This window comes from Peribacillus sp. NPDC076916 (assembly GCF_050269675.1).
Lineage (GTDB): Bacteria > Bacillota > Bacilli > Bacillales > DSM-1321 > Peribacillus > Peribacillus aracenensis.
Map to the genome: position 1 here is coordinate 74,420 of NZ_JBNNIU010000004.1, position 19,246 is coordinate 93,665.

Below are 19,246 nucleotides of genomic sequence, written 5' to 3' on the forward strand. Positions count from 1 at the left end.
AACTATGTCTAAAAACACACCAAAAACCGAATATTTTTTTATAATCAAAAGATTTATTGATAATTAACTCAATAATAACGAACTAAAAATACAAAAAACTAATTATCATTCGTAAAGATTTTTCTGGAAATTCAGCTTTTTTTCGACCACAAAAAAAGGCCACCCCGAATCAACGGGGTGGTTCCTCTCCTATTTCACGCTTCATTTCGTATTACCAAATAATAAATAGAAGCACAACCGCCAAGACAATCCGGTAAATGGCAAAAGGAGTCAATTTAACTTTATTGATTAAAATCAAGAAAAAGCGGATACAGAATAATGCAAAGATAAATGCACTGATGAAACCTGCAATAAAGAATGGCAGAACTTCAGGCGTGAAGAATTCCCAATATTTCACGATTTTCAACAGACTGGCACCAGCCATGATTGGCACTGCCATGATGAACGTGAAATCGGAAGCAGCGCGATAGCTCATTCCTAAAAGCACTCCTCCGGAAATGGTTGAACCTGAACGAGAGAATCCCGGCCACAATGACAAACATTGAATTAACCCTACACCGAAAGCTTGTTTATAAGTGATTTGGTCAACCGTTTCAGCAGTCAGCTTAGGACGGAATTTATCCGCAGCAATCATCAAGAATGCGCCAAGGAACAATCCGACGATGACCGTCTTCATCGTAAATAAATGTTCATCAATGTAATCTTCGAATATTAGACCTAAAACGCCAGCCGGCAGCAATCCGACAAAGATCTGCAATAAGTTAAGCTTTGGGCCGTTCGCAGCGGATGTGCCCTTCAGCTTCCTTAAACCAAGCAAGTCCATGAACCGTCCCCAGAAGAGCACGACAACGGCGAGTATCGAACCAAGCTGGATGACCACCTTAAAGGCATTCGCCACTTCACTCCCGAAAAGCTCAGTTGATTTCAGCCATAAATCATCGACGATGATCATATGCCCTGTAGAAGATACAGGAGCAAATTCAGTTAACCCTTCTACAAGACCAAGGATAACTGCAACAAAAATTTCCCACATATTCATTTTATTCACCTCATATTTCGAACGCCTATTTATGGAAATACCATATGTATTTTACTCGTTGTTTAAAATATTGTCTATTAAACATTGCTGAAACTATTCAGTGATACATGTATGATAGGGTTCAAGATAAAGTTTAAAGGGGATGTGATGATTTTGCAAAACATACTTATTTTTGCCCATAGGGGGTCCAAGGGGACGCATCCTGAAAATACCATGGCTGCATTTCAAAAGGCGGCAGAAATCGGGGCCGAAGGGATCGAGTTCGATGTCCATCTCAGTTCTGATGGGGAATTGGTCATCATCCATGACGAAACACTTGATCGAACGACCACCCTTACTGGTTATGTAAAAGAGCAGTCGGCACAAAGGCTGAAAACGGCTGATGCCGGGAGGAAGTTTTCCAAGGAATTCCTTGGGGAGCGGATCCCTTTTTTAATGGACGTTTTCGACTGGGCTAAGGGCAACGCTTTATTGATGAATATCGAAATCAAAACGGATAAACTCGCTTACGAGGGAATCGAACAGAAAATCATTGATCTAATTCGTCAATATCATATGGAAAATCGGGTTATCCTCTCTTCCTTCAACCATCAATCCATTGAAAAAGTGAAGATGCTTGCCCCAGACCTTGAACGTGCATTATTGTTCGAGGGGCTTCCTGAAAACTACGAAGAAATCTTACGTGATAAAAAAGAAGCGGGTTTTCATCCCGATAAAAACAGCCTGACCCCGGAAGTTAATGAAAAAGCGAAAAAACTTGGATATAAAATCCGTCCTTGGGTTGCCAATGATGAAGCCGACATCGTCAAGCTGGCAGAGTTGGGAGTCGACGTCATCATGACCGATTTCCCTGAAAAGGCAATCAAGATTTTAAAAGCCCGGCAGTCACATGGCTGAACAATGCGAAAGAGAAGGAGCGATGCTCCTTCTCTTTCTAATCCATATTTATTCAATTAATTAACGAGAAAAGTTTGAACCGCCTAGTTGTTGTTCAGCCATTTGAACCAAACGTTTTGTGATTTCCCCACCAACAGATCCGTTAGCGCGAGAAGTAGTGTCAGCACCTAGGTTTACACCAAATTCACTAGCGATTTCATTCTTCATTTGTTGTAGAGCTTGCTCTGCACCAGCTACTACTAGTTGATTGCTGTTATTGTTGTTTGCCATGTGTTTTCACCTCCTACTAATATTAATTAGCATTTTAAGCTTAAATTATTATTGCCAATTTATTGAATTTTTCCATTTGGGATTCTCTCAATCCTAAGCTCTTTATCATGAATTTCTTTTTATGCTCATAAACTGTTAGGAAACTTTCAGTAGGAGGGAAAAGAATTGCAAATACATGTGGTTAGGCCAGGCCAGACGTTATATGGCATCGCCCAGACATACAGCGTAACCGTTGACAGGCTCATCGAATCAAATAAGATCCCTAACCCAAATAATCTTGTTTCGGGGCAGGCCCTTGTCATTCCAATCGTCGGCAGTTATTATTTCGTTCAACCGGGTGATAGTTTATATTCGATATCTCAAAAAGTTGATGTCCCTGTTCAAGAATTGGCAAAAATAAATGGCATTTCCGAAAATCAAAACCTATCCGTTGGATACCGGCTCTATATTCCGGCACGAAAGAAAAGGACCGCCGAATTCAACGGGTATGTCGAGCCGCGGGGTACATCCGTTGCACCGGCCCTTGAAACGGCCGCCAGGGAAGCTGGGCCCTATTTAACCTATTTAGCCCCCTTCAGCTTCCAGGCGCTTCGTGACGGCTCCTTAAAAGAGCCTTTGCTCAATGAATTCCCTGCCATCGCCAGAGAAAATAAAAATGTCCTGATGATGGTCATCACGAATCAGGAAAACGACCAATTCAGCGATGAGCTTGGGCGAATCATTTTAACGAATACTTCCATTCAAAATAAGTTCCTGAACAATATCGTTACTACGGCAAAGAAATATGGATTCCGGGATATTCACTTTGACTTTGAGTTTTTAAGGCCGGCCGATAGGGAAGCGTATAATCAATTTCTCCGAAAAGCCAAGGAACGTTTCAAGAAAGAAGGATGGTACATTTCCACGGCACTTGCCCCTAAAACAAGCGCTGAGCAAAAAGGCCGTTGGTATGAGGCACATGACTATAAAGCACATGGTGAAATCGTCGACTTCGTTATCATCATGACTTATGAATGGGGATATAGCGGAGGACCGGCAATGGCCGTGTCACCTATTGGACCTGTTCGGGAAGTTCTCGAATATGCTGTCACCGATATTCCCTCCAACAAGATCCTGATGGGGCAGAATCTATATGGCTATGATTGGACCCTGCCTTTTGTACAGGGATCCACTGCCAAGGCCGTGAGCCCGCAGCAGGCCATCCAGATTGCGGCGGCCAATAATGTTGCCATCGAGTATGATGAAACCGCACAGGCCCCGCACTTCAACTATACCGATATAGAGGATAGGAAGCATGAGGTGTGGTTTGAAGATGCCAGATCCATTCAGGCTAAATTCGATTTAATCAAAGAACTGAATCTAAGGGGAATGAGTTATTGGAAGCTCGGCTTAGCCTTCCCTCAAAACTGGCTGCTCATCAGTGATAACTTTAACGTCAGGAGAAGGGTCTAAAAAAAGATGAAGGAATACCGCAACGCAAACGGGCATATAATCAATCATCGAGCATGAAGTCCGGTTTTAGGATACGTGACTCAACCATAAAAGCCTTCCGGCATCATCCGGATGGCTTTTATCATTTACCCGAAATATAATGGCAACTTTCCAATATTCATCATTCAAAGTTTGTCTGGCCGCACCCTTATGAGCCAAGCCTTTTTTGACCATACTAAAAGGAACAGCTTAAGGGGGGGTGAAAAACATGATTCGAATCGGTCCATACTCCAGCATCGTTCCCAGATTTCCGCGTTTCATCAGGTTGCTATCCACCATCGCAGTATTTTTACTTTCATTCGGGGTCTTGATACACTTTGTGGAGCCGGAGAGATTCCCTACTTTACTTGATGGCATCTGGTGGGCAATCGTGACTATGTCAACGGTGGGTTACGGAGATTTCACTCCCGTTACAAATCTTGGTAAAGTCATTGGGATGGTCCTCATTTTGTCAGGCGCCGGCCTGATTACCTCTTATTTTGCGTACATTGCAAAGATTTCCATTTCCAATGAACAGCAATTTCTAACAGGAAAGAAAGTATTCGGCGGCAGCGGACATTTTATTATTGTGGGCTGGAATGGCCGTTCCCAGAGAATCATCGAAAACATTCATGATCGTAATCATCATCAATGCATTGTCCTTATAGATGATACGCTGCAAAAGCACCCGCTTCCAAGAACGAATATCCACTTTATTCAAGGAAAGGCTACATTGGATTCCGTTTTGCAGAAAGCAAATGTAAAGCAAGCCATACGCGTCCTGATCACGGCTGACCTTAAGCAAGACGAGCTGCAAACGGATATGTTCTCGATATTAACATTACTGGCCGTCAAAGGGCTGAATCCTCATGTATATTGTCTTGTGGAAATATTAACGCATGAACAAAAGGAAAATGCTTTACGGGCTGGAGCGGACGGTATCGTGGAAACGAATAAATTTGCGAGTGAATATATGCAGGATTGCTTATCGAAGGGAATCCTTGCGGATGCCGAAGAACAAAAAGACCGGGATGGATTGAACATCAAGCAGTTGTCCGTCGAGGATGACTGGGTTGAATTGACGTTTAAACAGTTGAACGTTAAACTATTCGATCAAGATATTTTATTGGTCGGCATCATTTCAGGAGGCAAGACATTATTCAAGCCCCCTGGAGATGTAATTATACATCGTGATGACACTTTGCTCATCATTGAAGATTAATGTAATAAAATCTTTTCCAAATCACGGACAAGCGCTTTTCCTAATGAGATATAGTTTTCCGGAAATTCGGCATCCGGATCTTCAGGCTCGGCAAACTGATTGAAGGAAGCGGAGAGGTTTCCGATATTTCCTTCATCATCCATCCCGTCCTCGTACTTGTGAGATAGCAAAAACGGTTGTAATAGTTCGACCATTACCCCATCCTTATCGAGTGAACCATCAACAGCCTTGAAAGGGACTCGCAAGAATTGGTAGCCATCACTGCCATCAATCTTATAATCAAAAGACCCGTGGTCATAATCCCATCCCCCGCCTATCACATATCCTTCCGGTTTCAACTTCGTCTCCAGATCGAACAAACCGAATGTTTTCCCTTCCAACTGAGAAGAAATTTTAATCATTATATAAAACCTCTTTCGCTAATTTTCTATTAGCTTAACCAAAGTGCCTAAAAAAAAACCTGGAATGCCTCTATTGTTCCCTCGATTGGCGAAAGGTTGCTTCCAAGACACCCTTATGCTTTTGTGAAGTTCCTCTTTCTTCATCGCTTCCTTGATGGCACTGCTCTAGCTTTCAACAAAAAAAGGCATCAAGCAGGATGTTATTCCCGCTTGATGCCTTTTATATTATAAGCGCTGTTCGAGCTCCGCTTTTTTCTTTTCATAACCCGGCTTTCCTAAAAGTGCAAACATGTTCACCTTATAGGCTTCCACTCCAGGCTGATCAAATGGATTTACACCCAGTAAGTATCCGCTCATTGCACAAGCTTTCTCGAAGAAATACACAAGGTAGCCAAAAGTATAAGCATCAAGCTGCGGAACCGTTACGATCAGGTTGGGAACTCCACCGTCCGTATGGGCTAACAGCGTACCCTCAAATGCTTTATCATTCACGAATTGAACCGTTTTACCTGATAGGTAATTCAGGCCATCCAAGTCATTGGCCGCTTCTTCAATCAAGATTTCATGACGGGCCTTTTCCACTTTGATGACCGTCTCAAAAAGATCACGCCGTCCTTCCTGAACATACTGCCCTAATGAATGCAGGTCAGTCGAGAAGTTAGCCGATGAAGGGAATATCCCTTTTTGATCCTTTCCTTCACTTTCCCCGAATAATTGTTTCCACCACTCAGAGAAGTATTGAAGTCCAGGCTCATAGTTTATCAGCATTTCAATCGTTTTCCCTTTATTGTAAAGGATATTCCGAACCGCCGCATATTGGTATGCCTGATTCTCGCCTAACTCGGAAGAACTGAAGTCCACCCTGGCACGTTCGGCTCCCTCCATGATTTGATCGATGTCCGCCCCGCTGACCGCAATCGGAAGCAGCCCTACAGCCGTTAAGACCGAGTAACGTCCGCCAACATCATCAGGAATGACGAAAGTTTGGAAACCTTCCTCCGTCGCTACCGTTTTTAATGCACCCTTCTCTTTATCAGTGGTAGCATAAATGCGGCCCTTAGCTTCTTCAACGCCGTATTTTTGTTCCAGCAGTTTCCGGAAAATCCTGAAGGCCAGTGCAGGCTCCGTGGTCGTACCGGATTTAGAGATGACATTGATCGAGAAATCCCTATTTTCCAATAGGTCCATGACGTCCTGCATATATGTAGAGCTTATATTATTACCCACAAACAAAATTTGCGGTGCATTTCTTTTATCCGAAGGTAAAATGTTATAAAAACTATGTTGAAGCATCTCAACTGCTGCCCGCGCTCCTAGATATGATCCACCGATTCCGATAACCAGCAGCACTTCTGAATCTTCTTTTATTTTCGCGGCCGCTTTTTTGATTCTTGAGAACTCTTCTTTATCATAATTGGCGGGTAAATCAAGCCAGCCAAGATATTCATTGCCTGCCCCTGTCTGCTCATGCAGGGAATGGTGTGCCACTTTTACAGCATCCTGTAAATAGGTAATTTCATGCTCCCCGAAAAACGGCAGGGCTTTTGAATAATCGAAACGAATATGGGCCATTCAAATTCCTCCTTGAATTCTTTAGTTTCCCTTTCACTTTATCTGATGTAATTCTCATAATCAAGAAATCGATCAAGTAAACAATGAATTATGCATATAAAGTAATCTCCCACCTGACAAGGCGGGAGAATGGATCATATCACTTGTTTATAATGAAGCCCGTAAAATGGCAAGAACATCTTCCCGGTTCAGCACTTTGAATCTTCCAAAATCCCCTCTGCTCATCGCTTTATCAGCCATGACTTCCAATTGTGAGTCATCGATGCCATAATCCGAAAGATTGGTCGGAGCCCCTAAGCTGCTCCAAAATGACCTAAGTCTTTCAATGCCTTCAAGGGCCGCTTCCTCATCTGTCTTACCTTCAGGATCTACATGGAATACACGGACTGCCACTTGTTTAAAGCGTGCGACATTTTCATGCAGCACATGCTTCATCCAATTTGGGAATAAGATGGCCAATCCCCCTGCATGCGGGATGTCATAAACAGCTGAAACGGCATGTTCAATGTTATGCGTTGCCCAATCACCGCTGTAACCGACCCCAAGCGACCCATTCAAGGCCAGGTTTCCAGCATACAGGATGGTAGCCCGGTGCTCGTAATTCTCCAGGTCTTCCAATAGTTTAGGTGCCGTTTCAATCACCGTCGATAACAGCGATTCACAAAAACGGTCCTGTAGCGGCGCATGCGTTTCCGGATGGAAATACGTTTCGAACACATGTGACATCATATCGACCATTCCGTATACCGTTTGGTCTTTTGGTACTGAAAAAGTATTTTCAGGATCCAAAATGGAGAACTGCGGAAATACCAATGGACTTCCCCATCCATATTTCTCTTTCGTTTCCCAGTTTGTTATGACAGATCCCGAATTCGCTTCAGAGCCGGTTGCAGCTAAAGTCAGCACCGTTCCGAATGGAAGTGCCTCTTCGACTGGTGCCTTCTTAATGACAAGATCCCATGGATCCCCCTCATATTTAGCACCCGCAACGATGGCCTTAGTAGCGTCGATTACGCTTCCTCCCCCAACAGCCAGGACAAAGTCGATACCATGTTCTTTACAAAGATCAACACCTTTTCGGACTGTCGAGATGCGTGGATTCGGTTCAACCCCGGAAAGTTCGTGCACCTCTGCATCAATCTCTTTCAAGGTATTGACCACTTTTTCATATAAGCCATTTTTCTTTATGCTTCCCCCACCGTATACAAGTAAAACTTTATCTCCATACGCAGGAATTTCAGTTTTTAGGCTTTCAAGCTGACCTTTGCCGAAAATGACTTTAGTAGGATTTTTATAAGTGTAATTCTCCAATGATATCTCTCCTTTAATGATGCCACATTGACTCCGTTTTAGAATTGTCCAAAGTGCATGTGCTAGTTTTTCTTTTATTCATTATGACCAATGTTCCATTTAAATACAAAATATCCGCCCGGAACTTTTGAAGTGATGTATATTTACATGATGAAAAAGCATGATAAATAAAGAACTGATTTTTTTCAAAAAAAGGAGGCAGTACAATGAGTGGAATACAAAGAACTGCACTTGTTCTTACAATAATTGGGGCAATCAACTGGGGATTAATAGGTTTTTTCCAATTTGACTTGGTCGCTTCGATTTTCGGGGGGCAAGATGCTGGATTAGCCCGTATCGTTTATGGGTTGGTTGGAATCGCCGGTCTCATTAATCTTGGTCTTCTCTTTAAACCAAGCCCTGAAATTTCCAGAGAGCCTGAAACTAAACCGACTCGTTGATGTCATCGACATTGTTTATGTTTTATAAAATAAAGCCGGACCATGGATAAACACATGACCCGGCTTTATTTCATTCATATGCCCCACTGGACAAAAAAACCGGCTGATCGAAGGATCTGCCGGTTCCCAAAATTATTTTTTGATTAAGTCTTCGCGTTGAGATTGTTCAATCCACTCTTGAAGTTTGTCTTTCAATGTGTTGAAACCTTCAGTAGATTCGATGTGAGATGTCGCTTTAACAGAAGCTTGGCGTTTTTTCGGAGCTTTTTTCGGAGCTTCAGTACGCTCAGGAGCTTCTTCTGTAGCGCGGATCGATAAGCCGATTTTTCCAGCAGCTGAATCGATGGAAAGGACTTTAACTTTCACTTCATCGCCCACTTTTAAATGTTCGTTGATATCTTTAACGAAGCCGTGAGTAATTTCAGAAATATGAACTAAACCTTGAGTTGAATCATCTAAAGCAACAAATGCACCGTATGGTTGAATACCAGTTACTTTACCAGCAACTACCGCACCAATTTCGAATTTTTCAGACATGGTAACACTCCTATTTTATATATATTTTTTCGTCTTTTCACGCAATAAAAAATTATATCACATAATTGGAAAATAATCAAAGTTAAGTATACCATACTTTTTGGGATTTTACTCATTAAAAATGTTTGTTTTTTGGAAATAATAAATATTATAAGCTCTTTACGTATAACTTATCCTAAAAATTTGCAAATAACCTCTATTCCCCTTAAATATTTGCTCATTTTTCTAAAGATTGCAATAGTGAGCACTACCCATTTCCCCCGAATCATAGTAAGATGAGAAAATGTTTTAAATAAGTATTATACAGCTAGATATTCTTTACATCCAAAGGAGTTTTTCCATCATGTCAAAACAAGATCAATGGACTTCAAAACTTGGGTTCATCCTAGCAGCCGCGGGATCCGCTATTGGATTAGGCGCCATCTGGAAGCTCCCATATATGACTGGGGCAAATGGCGGAGGGGCCTTCTTCCTGCTCTTCATTTTATTCACCATACTTATCGGTGCACCGATATTAATAGCGGAATTCACGATTGGCCGCAATGCACAGAAAGATGCCATTAGCGCATATAAACATATCGCCCCTGGAAAGCCTTGGGCGTTGATTGGATATGGCGGTGTCGTCGCTTCAATCATTCTTCTTTCCTTCTTCAGTGTTGTCGGAGGCTGGATCATCTCGTATTTAGCAAGAAGCTTTACAGGTTCTCTCTCAAACTTGACGCAAGAAGAATACGGGAACTTCTTCAATACGATAATCAGTAATCCATATGAAACGGTTATCGCTCAGTTATTATTCATGGTCTTTACCATTTGGGTCGTGCAAGGCGGGGTTTCAAAGGGAATTGAAAAGGCTAATAAATATATGATGCCTTCCTTGTTCATCCTTTTCATCATTCTTCTTATCCGTTCCTTGACTCTGAATGGAGCGATGGAGGGTGTTAAATTCTTCTTGATGCCGGACTTTTCCGCATTAACAGGGGAAACGATCCTATTGGCACTTGGCCAATCCTTCTTTGCACTAAGTGTCGGTGTTTCCGTGATGGTAACCTACGCATCCTATTTAAGTAAAAAAGAAGATATTACAAAATCGGCCTTTTCGGTAGTTGGACTGAATATCTTCATTTCCTTGCTGGCAGGTTTGGTCATCTTCCCTGCTGTTTTCGCACTGGGTTTCAGCCCCTCAAGCGGGCCTGGACTGGTTTTTGTCGTGTTGCCTGCCGTATTCAATGAAATGGCGCTTGGCGGGATCTTCATGTTCATTTTCTTCATATTATTATTATTTGCCACCCTTACGACGGCATTCTCCATTCTCGAAATCACCGTTGCAGCCATGATCAAGGGTGATGCAGCAAAGCGGAAGAAGGCTTCTTGGATAGCTGGTATCACCGTTTTCCTGATTGGGATTCCTAGTGCATTATCATTTGGGGTGCTTTCGGATGTGAAGATTTTCAATTTATCCATATTCGATTTCGCTGATTATCTGACAAGCAATATCGCGCTGCCAGTCGGTGCCTTGTTCATATCTCTTTTCATCGGCTATCAAATGAAAAGGATCGAGGTACAAAAGGAGTTCGAATCTGGCGCTGATTCCGGCCGATCACTTTTTAAACTTTGGTATTTCCTGATTCGCTACGTCGTGCCTATCATGATTATACTCGTATTCCTTAAGTCCACTAGTCTCATTTAACATTCCGACGTGCCGTTTCGATATTTCTCGATGCGGCATTTTTTTCACAAAACCTACATATTCCGTGACTTTCCTTAAGTAATAATATGGTAAAATAATGACAAGAAGAAAATATATTTCCTGAAAAAGGAGTGTCTGACTATGTCAAATATCGCGAAGAATATCCGGCAATACCGAGAAAATCACAACCTCACTCAACAGGAACTTGCTTTGAAATTACGAATGGGCACGAAGAAGATAGAAATGTATGAATCGGGTGAATCGATTCCAGATACACAAACCATTCTACGGCTTTCCACCGTTCTTGACATTCCTGCTTCAGAATTCCTGAAGGATGCCCAAACTGGGAACGCTGCTGGTATCGACGAGGACATAAAAAAACTGATTGAAGAAATCGGAACAAAAAAAGCGGAGCTCATTCTAAGAACAGCCAAGGACTTTAGTGAAGACCAAATTCTGAATGTTATGCATACTTTATATAATACACAAGCTTAATTCAAAAAAAGGTCATAGTATGTGTATTTTTTTCCAGGGTACTGGATATACTATGATTAACACTTTCTATGTTAATCCATTAGATTAACTCTTTTTTCTAATTCCCCCTATGGAAAGGGATCCGGCTGCTTGGAACGGCCGGATCCCTATTTTTTTGCTTTTATTTACAATGTTTCTTCATGAAACGTTCCATCCTTCTAAGCGCTTCTTGAAGCTGTTCCATCGAGGATGCATAGGAACAGCGGATATGACCTTCGCCGCTTTCCCCAAATACATCACCCGGCACAACGGCTACAAGTTCTTCCGTCAGAAGTTTTTCAGCAAATTCCATTGAAGTCATTCCCGTTTTCTCGATTGAAGGAAATGCGTAAAAAGCCCCGCCAGGATTATGGCAATCCAGCCCCATATCGTTAAATGATTTCACGATATAATTTCGCCTTCTTCGATAACTGCGGCGCATTTCCTCCACATCCTGCATTCCGTGCTTTAAAGCTTCCAATGCAGCATGCTGCGCAATGGTCGGCGCACACATCATCGCATATTGATGAAGCTTAAGCATCGCTTCGGAAATTTCCTTAGGTGCACAAACGAACCCAAGACGCCATCCAGTCATCGCAAACCCTTTCGAAAACCCATTGATGACAATTGTCCGCTCAAGCATGCCGTCAATGGCAGCAAAAGAAGTGAATGTCTCATCATAAGCAAGTTCTGCATAGATTTCATCGGAAATCACCAGCAAGTCATGCTTTTTAACGATGTCAGCAAGCATCACTAATTCTTCCTGCCCAAGTTGGGTTCCCGTCGGGTTATTCGGCGAACAGATTAATACAGCCTTCGTTTTAGGCGTGATCGCCGCCTCGAGTTGTTGGGGAGTCAATTTAAAATCATCTTCCTTGGATGTTTGGACCGTGACCGGTATTCCCCCTGCCATGGTCACAAGCGGTGCATAGGCGACGAAACACGGTTCGACGACAATGACTTCTTCACCCGGATTCAAGATTGTCCTCAGGGCAATATCGAGGGCTTGGCTTGCTCCGACCGTGACGATGATTTGATCCTCCGGTCTATACGAAACATGGAACTGCTTCTCCATATACCCGCTGATTTCCGACCTTAATTCATATAATCCGGCATTGGCCGTATAAGAGGTATACCCTTCCTCCAAGGAGTTGATCGCCGCTTCCCTTACTGCCCAAGATGTAACGAAATCCGGTTCACCCACACCAAGGGAGACGACCCCTTCCAAATTGGCAGCCAAGTCGAAAAAACGGCGGATGCCTGATGGTTTAATATCTGCAACCGTTTTTGAAACATAACTCGTTTTAATCATGGTGACACCACTATCCGCTTATCTTCTTCAGTTTGCTCGAAAATAGTGCCATCATGCTTATATTTTTTCATAATGAAGTGAGTCGTAGTAGAAATGACGGAATCCAGTGTCGAAAGCTTTTCCGAAACAAAGCTTGCCACTTCGTTCATCGAACGTCCTTCGACAATGACCGAAAGATCATAAGCCCCAGACATTAAATAAACGGACTGGACTTCTTTGAATTTATAAATCCTTTTTGCGACCTCATCGAAACCGACGCCGCGTTTAGGAGTGACTTTTACATCGATCATAGCTGTGACACCATGGTATTCATCCACTTTAGCCCAGTTAATGACTGTTAAATAACGGACAATGACCCGCATATCTTCTAATTTCTTCAATGTGATTTCAATGTCCGATTCTGATTGATCGGTCATTTTAGCCAAATCCTTCATATCAATCCGGCTGTTACTTTCAATGATTCTCAAGACTTCCAATTCCTCTTCATTCAAGTGCATTGGAAAACCCCCCTTTTGGAATTCACTAATTTAGATGTGATGGTTTGGCTGGCAGATAGTCTCACGAATTACCTTATTAGACTTTTTTAAAAACCTATATGACAAAATAATTTAATAAGTCCTATTCTGTCAGGATAAACTTACACTATTATATCAAAATTGGTTGGTGACCTGTTATAGTAATTGTCTTTTTTCATCGTTATTATTACAATTACTGTTATGCAACAGTATTAAAGGACCTTTTTTGGAATATCAAGGAAAACATGGATTTTTATCATGGACCAATTACGGAGGAGGAGCTTTTATGGAAAGTCATACAATCAAAGGCGTCGAACAGGTGGGTAATATGGATATCTATTTTGAATATGACCGAATCGACGATTCCCTACCCACCCTTGTCCTGCTTCATGGATTTTTGTCGTCGAGCTTCAGTTTCCGTAAATTAGTGCCCTATTTAATCAAGGAATACAATGTGATTTCCATAGACCTCCCGCCATTCGGGCAAAGCGGAAAAGATTATCGATATACATATTCATTCCGGAACATTGCCAATTCAGTCGTTATGTTCTTAGAAGGAAAAGACATCAGGAAATTCAGCACCATCGGCCATTCCATGGGCGGGCAGATTTCCCTGCAGCTCATCAAATCGTATCCTCATCTTGTCGACCATGCCATTCTTCTTGCCGGTTCAGGCTATCAGCCCAGCTATTCGGAGAAAATGAAGATGGTCAGTTACCTGCCCTTCTTTTCATTCGGGATAAAACGGTATCTACAAAAATCAGGTATCGAAAAGAATTTGAAAAATGTCGTCCACGACCCGGCAATGATTGACGATGAAATGCGGCAGGGATACCTAGGTCCCTTCATAAAGAAGCATGATATTTTCCGGGCATTGGGGAGGATGCTTCGAGACAAGGAAGTCGATTTATTGAAGGAGGACCTTAGTGATATCCATACACCATGCCTGCTTATTTGGGGAAGGCATGATCGAGTTGTGCCATTGAATATTGGCCAAAGGCTCCATGAAGACCTGCCTAATTCCAAGCTTGTTGTCCTTGAGGAATCCGGGCACCTTCTTCCAGAGGAGAAACCGGAAGAAGTATATCAATTAATTAAAGGGTTTATTGGAGTGGCCACCCCAACGACTCATGAGTATATCGCCGAAATTCATGAGTATATCGCCGAAATTCACGAGTAAATCGTGCAAACTCACGAGTAAATGGCTGAAATTCACGAGTAAATCGCCGAAACTCACGAGTAAATTGCACAAACTCACGAGTATATCGCGCAAATTCACGAGTAAATTGCACAAACTCACGAGTAGATTGCGCAAATTTACGAGTATACTGCACAAATTGCGATTGTACTGCACAAACTACGAGTATAGAGCAAAAAAAACCTAAAAAAGGTGCCCCTGATGGGTACACCCTTTTTCACCTTTAGATCGAACAGCTGGCATTATTTTTTATGATGAGCAGCTGTTGTGCAACTTCAAGGCACTTTTCCATCTGAACGGATTCATCGAACGAGAACTCGTAAATGGATTTTATTTTTTCCGCCAGTTCCTTTGGTTCATCTATATCCCGGATTGCTACGACCGTATCTGCAATTTCCGGCTCATAAAGATCCCATCCTATCTTGAATGGATCCCATTCTTGCAATACGGCAACCAACGCTAGATTCATTTGCTGTGTATCCATTTAATCATCACCTGCTCAATATTTTCAAAGAACATGATTTCATAGTATCATAACAACAAGCTTTTCGCGAAATGACAAATTTTTATTCGGTGGTGGATATTTTGAACAAGTCAATATTCGAAGAACAAATAAACAGGGAAAATTCAGGGTCTGCAAAATGGGATAAAAACTCGCTCACATCATTATATGGTCGCGAAGATGTTCTTCCGATGTGGGTTGCCGATATGGACTTCCCATCTCCTGAGGGCATTCAAAAGGCATTGATGGAACGTTTGAACCATCCAATTTTCGGCTATACGGTCCCTTCTGAAACGGTTTTCACCGAAATTCAAAGCTGGCTTAAAGACCGGCACTCCTGGCAAATCGATAAGAAGTGGATTTCATTTAGCTCTGGCGTCGTTTCTGCAATCGGTACAACGATCCAAGCATTCACGAACCCGGGCGATAAAATATTGTTACAATCTCCAGTCTATACCCCATTTTTTGATATGATCAAAAATAATGACCGGGTGGTGGTCAATAGTCCCCTTATCATGGAAGAGGACCGCTTCGAGATTGATTTCACCGATTTTGAGGACAAGCTGAAAAGCGGAGTGAAACTATTCCTTTTTTGCAGTCCGCATAACCCGGGCGGACGCGTTTGGACAAAGGGCGAACTGTTACGAATCGGGGAGTTATGTGCAAAATATAATGTAGTCATCGTCAGTGATGAGATACATGCTGACTTATTCCATAAAACATCAAGGCATTATCCGATCGGCTCGCTTTCAAAAAATTTGGCGGACATAACCGTTACATTGATGGCGCCAAGCAAAACATTCAATATTGCCGGCATTCAGGCTTCATTCCTGATCGCCAGTAATGAAAAATTGCAGAAGCAACTGCAAAAGGCGCAAACGAAACTGGCCTTCCATGGTCTTAACATCTTTGCCTTAACAGCAATGGAAGCCGCTTATCGAGAGGGCCTGGAATGGCTTGAAGAAATGATTGGCTACATTGAGGAAAATATTAAAGTGGCAGAGGAATTCATTGCTGCCGAAATCCCTTCGCTGCATGTCATGCATCCGGAAGCTTCTTACCTTTTATGGATTGACTGCCGTGACCTTGGATTGACCGACAAGGAAATCAAGGATCGACTGATCCATCAAGGGAAGCTCGCATTGGAACCTGGTTCAAAATATGGACCTGGCGGGGAAGGTTTCGTCCGAATGAATCTAGGTTGTTCACGCAGCGTCCTGATGGAAGGGCTAAACCGTTTGAAATTGGCGTTTTCATAAATAAAAAGAAGAACCAGGATTAGAATCCTGGTTCTTCTTTTTCAATCTTTCTCTTCATCGACATAAGGATCATGCTCATATCGTGGCAAATCCCCAAACGAGGTTTGAATATTTTCTTCAAAAAGTTCTTCCTTCAATTCTTGATATTGGGAGTTTGGATAAACCGTTATCTCTTTACCGTATAGATCCACACCAACGAAGTTTTCATAATTTTCGACATATCCGATATTTTCTTCGGACTCGACATACATATCTTCATAATCGTTTGGCGGATTTACAAAATCGGAAGGCGATTCAGATGTTCCATAACTGGCAACATCCTGCCATGAATCCTCCGCATCGTATGCTACCGATTCGTGACGGTCATCATAATCGAACTTTCCAAATGGGGGTCCCAGCACTTCCTCTTCCACCGGCCGATTGTCTGAAGTTTCCTGTGATGGAGTATGCTCGACACAATAAGTAGTGGTAGGGATGGCATTCAAACGTTCAAGAGGTATTTCCTTTGAACAAACCTCACACTTTCCATAATCACCTGCCTCGATGGCGGAAAGCGCTCGTTCAATATCCCTTATTTCATCGCGGTCATGCTCGGAAAGGGCCAAATCCTTTTCCCGTTCATATAACTCGGTTCCTTCATCTCCGGGATGATTATCGTAACTCGATAACTCACCTGTCGAATCCTCCAAGCTTCTTCTTAAATCGTGGTTGCCTGAATCATTTAACCGCTCTTCCAACTCTTGCTTCGATTGCTGCAATTGCTGTTGAAATTCTTTAAGCTGCTGATTGGATAGCATGTGCAACATCCTTTCAAAATCGTTCTTCCCTCTAGTATTTCTCTCTTCCCGCCATTCCATAAAGGTACTTTTTACCTTAGGAATAATTTAATTCAGATAACAGAAGCTAACTTAGGAATATTAACTTCAAGGAGGGCTTTTCAATTGTATTTCTAGAAAGAAGACTTAATCAATATAATCGTTCCCGATAAGCCTGATCCGAATGCAGCAAAAGTACTTCAGGAAGCGCTTGGAGGACAATTCGGCGAAATGCGGACGATGATGCAGTATTCATTCCAAAGCGCAAACTTCCGCGGCAAGGCTAAACAATATCGTGATTTACTCCGTGGAGTTTTCTTGGAGGAACTAAGCCACATTGAACTTGTCCAATCAACCATAAACCAGCTGCTGAATGGTGCTGGCGGGAATATGCCTGGAGATTCCGCTACCGATGGCGCCCCACTGGATGAAGTCATCAAAGGCGGTGCAAACCCCCATCACTTCATCATCGGTGCGAAAGCATCCCTGCCCGTCGATGCTGGCGGCAATCCATGGAATGGATCAGGGGTTTATGATCATGGTAATCTTGTGGCTAACCTTTTGAACAATGTCATGCTTGAATCCACGGGGGTCCTGCAAAAGTCCAGGATTTATGAAATGAGTTCCAATAAATCTATGCGCGAAACACTGGCATTTTTAATGGTGCGCGACAATGCCCACCAAAATGCATTTGCCAAGGCATTAGAAACGCTTGGGGTTGACTGGGGAAAAATCTTCCCTGTACCTAATTATGATTTGAACAAATATCCTGAATGCCGCAAATATGTGGATTTAGGCTACCATAATGCACAATTCAATTTCAGGCTGGACCAAACACGAATCGGCGAGATTTTCAAAGGGGAGACACCGAGCCGAAATGGCGGAAACCTTGCTGTTACCGATCCGCCAAAAGGATTCCCTGTCCCTGAAATGCCGGATATGCCAAATGAACATAGCCCTGGCTTGAGTGATTTGAACAATTAAAAAAGAAGGCGGACACATCATTCCGTGTTCGCCTCCTTTTTTAATTATTGATATATTTCTCGAAAACAAAGCCGAAATCTTTAACATGGTACTTTTTCCGGCTATCCATCAACCATTCGAAAGCTGCAGAATTAATTTCCTTGAAACTTGCAGCCATTTGGCTGCCATCAGTTCGAACCTGGTTCAAAGTGGAAGAAGCAAGGTTTACGCTTTGCTGGGCATATTGAAGGGCATACTCATTCTCATGGCAAATTTCCGAGATTTTCACGAGTGATTTGAATAAGTCTTTTAATTCTTCAATGAATTTCTTATGGACATCAATCGAGAAAGTCTTTGCACCGATCGAAAATTTAATTTCCGCATCCAAATCCACGGTCCCTGCGGTTTCAAGTGTAGCGTTGGAAATATTATGCTGGCTGTAGCTATACCTTGTAAGTGTACGCTTTTTGCTTATGGCACTTGTGCCGTCCAAATGTATGAAGGCTTGATTCGTAAAACAATACTCATCGGTTTTCGATTTGATCAGGAAATAAATCTTTTCCCCATCTTCATGCATGATATAGTCATCTGCATCCACCTTGTCATAATCAGCAGGCTTAATCACACTTCCAATATCACTAAGACCAAGGGCATCCGCCGCCATTTTCTTAAACATCCCTATTCCCCCTATCAAAATCCAGGTGAATCTCACCTTATTATAAGTATTTCTCCAGTATTATCTCGTCTCTGATCGGAATTCCATCAAAACTGTAAAATGGTATTTCGGGCTTGATTTTCCGTGATTCTTCAACGGCATTTTTAACGATTTCCGAGATGACATAACCACGCTTTTGAAAAAACTTCAATGCCTGTAGATTATCGTTCGTTGTAATCGCTTTAATAGTATGGCAATTTTTTTCCTTAGCGATATTTTCCATCACGTAAAGCAACGATGAGCCCACACCTTGATTCTCATGCTCACTATTCAAAGAGATGATCTGACAAACATGGCCGGATAATTTGTATGTTCCCAACCCCGTGATTTTTTCATTCTCGTCCATCACCCCAACACCCTCAAGTTCCGCATAATGAAACAAGCCTCTTGAAAAAACGACTTGAGTCGTCTCCCAGTGCTGAATGAAAAAATCCTTAACCGTATCTGCCGCAATCATTCTTTTCGCTATGATTTGCATAACCAATTACGCCCCCAAAATTTCTATCTCTATGTTTATAGTATAAAATGCTTATGCTGATAAGGGAACATTTAATTCATCTCTACCTTCAAACAAAAACATAATACCATTCATATTCAGAAAATCAATA

At 42.3% G+C, this 19,246-nt stretch carries 21 protein-coding genes; 9 read left to right on the top strand and 12 right to left on the bottom strand.

The features are described from left to right. Positions 1-211 precede the first annotated feature (211 nt). Positions 212-1,039, bottom strand: coding sequence for an undecaprenyl-diphosphate phosphatase (locus tag ACQKFG_RS13990; RefSeq protein WP_286182396.1), 828 nt, complete (start codon positions 1,037-1,039; stop codon positions 212-214). A gap of 153 nt (positions 1,040-1,192) precedes the next feature. Here ACQKFG_RS13990 and ACQKFG_RS13995 point away from each other — a divergent pair, with 153 nt between their 5' ends. Then, a complete protein-coding gene (locus tag ACQKFG_RS13995; protein WP_427559868.1) occupies positions 1,193-1,936 on the top strand; it encodes a glycerophosphodiester phosphodiesterase in 744 nt (247 codons plus the stop codon). Between the two features lie 60 nt (positions 1,937-1,996). On the opposite strand, the gene ACQKFG_RS14000 is transcribed toward ACQKFG_RS13995, so the two are convergent. Then, entirely contained in the window at positions 1,997-2,206 is a 210-nt protein-coding gene (locus tag ACQKFG_RS14000; protein WP_076368100.1) for an alpha/beta-type small acid-soluble spore protein, read from the bottom strand. A 165-nt stretch (positions 2,207-2,371) separates the two neighbouring features. On the opposite strand from ACQKFG_RS14000, the gene ACQKFG_RS14005 reads away from it, so the two are divergent. Beyond that, positions 2,372-3,658, top strand: a complete 1,287-nt coding sequence (locus ACQKFG_RS14005) for a glycosyl hydrolase family 18 protein (protein WP_192206894.1) — start codon at positions 2,372-2,374, stop codon at positions 3,656-3,658. 247 nt (positions 3,659-3,905) lie between these two features. Next, on the top strand, positions 3,906-4,898 hold the full coding sequence (locus ACQKFG_RS14010) for a potassium channel family protein (protein WP_427559872.1): 993 nt from the start codon (positions 3,906-3,908) through the stop codon (positions 4,896-4,898). Here the strand turns inward: ACQKFG_RS14010 and ACQKFG_RS14015 are convergent. From ACQKFG_RS14015 to ACQKFG_RS14025, 3 genes are all read right to left on the bottom strand, one after another. After that, positions 4,895-5,299, bottom strand: a complete 405-nt coding sequence (locus tag ACQKFG_RS14015; protein WP_349728828.1) for a YugN-like family protein — start codon at positions 5,297-5,299, stop codon at positions 4,895-4,897. The genes ACQKFG_RS14010 and ACQKFG_RS14015 overlap by 4 nt on opposite strands. A 225-nt stretch (positions 5,300-5,524) precedes the next feature. Next, complete coding sequence (locus ACQKFG_RS14020; protein WP_192206897.1) at positions 5,525-6,871, bottom strand: glucose-6-phosphate isomerase; 1,347 nt, start codon at positions 6,869-6,871, stop codon at positions 5,525-5,527. Between the two features lie 147 nt (positions 6,872-7,018). Further along, a complete protein-coding gene (locus ACQKFG_RS14025; protein ID WP_342614751.1) occupies positions 7,019-8,182 on the bottom strand; it encodes an iron-containing alcohol dehydrogenase in 1,164 nt (387 codons plus the stop codon). A 206-nt stretch (positions 8,183-8,388) separates the two neighbouring features. Between ACQKFG_RS14025 and ACQKFG_RS14030 the strand changes: the two genes are divergently transcribed. After that, positions 8,389-8,622 (top strand): DUF378 domain-containing protein, encoded by a 234-nt coding sequence (locus ACQKFG_RS14030; protein ID WP_063234087.1) that lies wholly within the window; start codon positions 8,389-8,391, stop codon positions 8,620-8,622. 132 nt (positions 8,623-8,754) lie between these two features. Here ACQKFG_RS14030 and yugI read toward each other — a convergent pair whose 3' ends face one another. After that, a complete protein-coding gene (yugI, locus tag ACQKFG_RS14035) occupies positions 8,755-9,159 on the bottom strand; it encodes a S1 domain-containing post-transcriptional regulator GSP13 (RefSeq protein WP_063234086.1) in 405 nt (134 codons plus the stop codon). 343 nt (positions 9,160-9,502) lie between these two features. Between yugI and ACQKFG_RS14040 the strand changes: the two genes are divergently transcribed. After that, positions 9,503-10,846 carry a sodium-dependent transporter gene (locus ACQKFG_RS14040; protein WP_427559878.1) on the top strand — a complete coding sequence of 448 codons (1,344 nt, stop codon included), beginning with the start codon at positions 9,503-9,505 and terminating at the stop codon, positions 10,844-10,846. A 141-nt stretch (positions 10,847-10,987) separates the two neighbouring features. Beyond that, positions 10,988-11,341 (top strand): helix-turn-helix domain-containing protein, encoded by a 354-nt coding sequence (locus ACQKFG_RS14045; RefSeq protein WP_192206900.1) that lies wholly within the window; start codon positions 10,988-10,990, stop codon positions 11,339-11,341. Positions 11,342-11,501: 160 nt separating this feature from the next. Here the strand turns inward: ACQKFG_RS14045 and ACQKFG_RS14050 are convergent, their stop codons facing one another. Then, entirely contained in the window at positions 11,502-12,671 is a 1,170-nt protein-coding gene (locus ACQKFG_RS14050; RefSeq protein WP_427559882.1) for an aminotransferase, read from the bottom strand. Beyond that, a complete protein-coding gene (locus ACQKFG_RS14055) occupies positions 12,668-13,168 on the bottom strand; it encodes an Lrp/AsnC family transcriptional regulator (protein ID WP_192206902.1) in 501 nt (166 codons plus the stop codon). Before ACQKFG_RS14055 ends, ACQKFG_RS14050 begins: the two co-directional genes overlap by 4 nt. A gap of 304 nt (positions 13,169-13,472) precedes the next feature. On the opposite strand from ACQKFG_RS14055, the gene ACQKFG_RS14060 reads away from it, so the two are divergent. Then, positions 13,473-14,366 (top strand): alpha/beta fold hydrolase, encoded by an 894-nt coding sequence (locus ACQKFG_RS14060; RefSeq protein WP_427559885.1) that lies wholly within the window; start codon positions 13,473-13,475, stop codon positions 14,364-14,366. A 241-nt stretch (positions 14,367-14,607) separates the two neighbouring features. Here ACQKFG_RS14060 and ACQKFG_RS14065 read toward each other — a convergent pair whose 3' ends face one another. Then, positions 14,608-14,868, bottom strand: coding sequence for a DUF1871 family protein (locus ACQKFG_RS14065; protein ID WP_427559888.1), 261 nt, complete (start codon positions 14,866-14,868; stop codon positions 14,608-14,610). Between the two features lie 92 nt (positions 14,869-14,960). Between ACQKFG_RS14065 and ACQKFG_RS14070 the strand changes: the two genes are divergently transcribed. Beyond that, the gene (locus ACQKFG_RS14070) at positions 14,961-16,145 is read left to right on the top strand and encodes a MalY/PatB family protein (protein WP_427560776.1); all 1,185 of its coding nucleotides are present in this window, start codon (positions 14,961-14,963) and stop codon (positions 16,143-16,145) included. 41 nt (positions 16,146-16,186) lie between these two features. Here the strand turns inward: ACQKFG_RS14070 and ACQKFG_RS14075 are convergent, their stop codons facing one another. Continuing rightward, positions 16,187-16,942, bottom strand: a complete 756-nt coding sequence (locus ACQKFG_RS14075) for a TraR/DksA C4-type zinc finger protein (RefSeq protein ID WP_427559891.1) — start codon at positions 16,940-16,942, stop codon at positions 16,187-16,189. Between the two features lie 168 nt (positions 16,943-17,110). Between ACQKFG_RS14075 and ACQKFG_RS14080 the strand changes: the two genes are divergently transcribed. Next, positions 17,111-17,944 (top strand): manganese catalase family protein, encoded by an 834-nt coding sequence (locus ACQKFG_RS14080; RefSeq protein ID WP_427560779.1) that lies wholly within the window; start codon positions 17,111-17,113, stop codon positions 17,942-17,944. A 40-nt stretch (positions 17,945-17,984) separates the two neighbouring features. Here ACQKFG_RS14080 and ACQKFG_RS14085 read toward each other — a convergent pair whose 3' ends face one another. Both ACQKFG_RS14085 and ACQKFG_RS14090 read right to left on the bottom strand, forming a co-directional pair. Continuing rightward, the gene (locus ACQKFG_RS14085; protein ID WP_098371437.1) at positions 17,985-18,599 is read right to left on the bottom strand and encodes a PH domain-containing protein; all 615 of its coding nucleotides are present in this window, start codon (positions 18,597-18,599) and stop codon (positions 17,985-17,987) included. Between the two features lie 40 nt (positions 18,600-18,639). Next, positions 18,640-19,116, bottom strand: a complete 477-nt coding sequence (locus ACQKFG_RS14090) for a GNAT family N-acetyltransferase (protein ID WP_427559896.1) — start codon at positions 19,114-19,116, stop codon at positions 18,640-18,642. Positions 19,117-19,246: the final 130 nt, after the last annotated feature.

Excerpts from the sequence above, each read along its gene's own strand:
- ACQKFG_RS14075 (WP_427559891.1), bottom strand. The coding sequence starts at position 16,942 with ATGCTATCCAATCAGCAGCTTAAAGAATTTCAACAGCAATTGCAGCAA.
- ACQKFG_RS14000 (WP_076368100.1), bottom strand. The coding sequence starts at position 2,206 with ATGGCAAACAACAATAACAGCAATCAACTAGTAGTAGCTGGTGCAGAG.
- ACQKFG_RS14060 (WP_427559885.1), top strand. The coding sequence starts at position 13,473 with ATGGAAAGTCATACAATCAAAGGCGTCGAACAGGTGGGTAATATGGAT.
- ACQKFG_RS14040 (WP_427559878.1), top strand. The coding sequence starts at position 9,503 with ATGTCAAAACAAGATCAATGGACTTCAAAACTTGGGTTCATCCTAGCA.
- ACQKFG_RS14020 (WP_192206897.1), bottom strand. The coding sequence starts at position 6,871 with ATGGCCCATATTCGTTTCGATTATTCAAAAGCCCTGCCGTTTTTCGGG.
- ACQKFG_RS14050 (WP_427559882.1), bottom strand. The coding sequence starts at position 12,671 with ATGATTAAAACGAGTTATGTTTCAAAAACGGTTGCAGATATTAAACCA.
- ACQKFG_RS14015 (WP_349728828.1), bottom strand. The coding sequence starts at position 5,299 with ATGATTAAAATTTCTTCTCAGTTGGAAGGGAAAACATTCGGTTTGTTC.
- yugI (WP_063234086.1), bottom strand. The coding sequence starts at position 9,159 with ATGTCTGAAAAATTCGAAATTGGTGCGGTAGTTGCTGGTAAAGTAACT.
- ACQKFG_RS14045 (WP_192206900.1), top strand. The coding sequence starts at position 10,988 with ATGTCAAATATCGCGAAGAATATCCGGCAATACCGAGAAAATCACAAC.
- ACQKFG_RS14055 (WP_192206902.1), bottom strand. The coding sequence starts at position 13,168 with ATGCACTTGAATGAAGAGGAATTGGAAGTCTTGAGAATCATTGAAAGT.
- ACQKFG_RS14090 (WP_427559896.1), bottom strand. The coding sequence starts at position 19,116 with ATGCAAATCATAGCGAAAAGAATGATTGCGGCAGATACGGTTAAGGAT.
- ACQKFG_RS14065 (WP_427559888.1), bottom strand. The coding sequence starts at position 14,868 with ATGGATACACAGCAAATGAATCTAGCGTTGGTTGCCGTATTGCAAGAA.
- ACQKFG_RS14010 (WP_427559872.1), top strand. The coding sequence starts at position 3,906 with ATGATTCGAATCGGTCCATACTCCAGCATCGTTCCCAGATTTCCGCGT.
- ACQKFG_RS14085 (WP_098371437.1), bottom strand. The coding sequence starts at position 18,599 with ATGTTTAAGAAAATGGCGGCGGATGCCCTTGGTCTTAGTGATATTGGA.
- ACQKFG_RS14030 (WP_063234087.1), top strand. The coding sequence starts at position 8,389 with ATGAGTGGAATACAAAGAACTGCACTTGTTCTTACAATAATTGGGGCA.
- ACQKFG_RS13990 (WP_286182396.1), bottom strand. The coding sequence starts at position 1,039 with ATGAATATGTGGGAAATTTTTGTTGCAGTTATCCTTGGTCTTGTAGAA.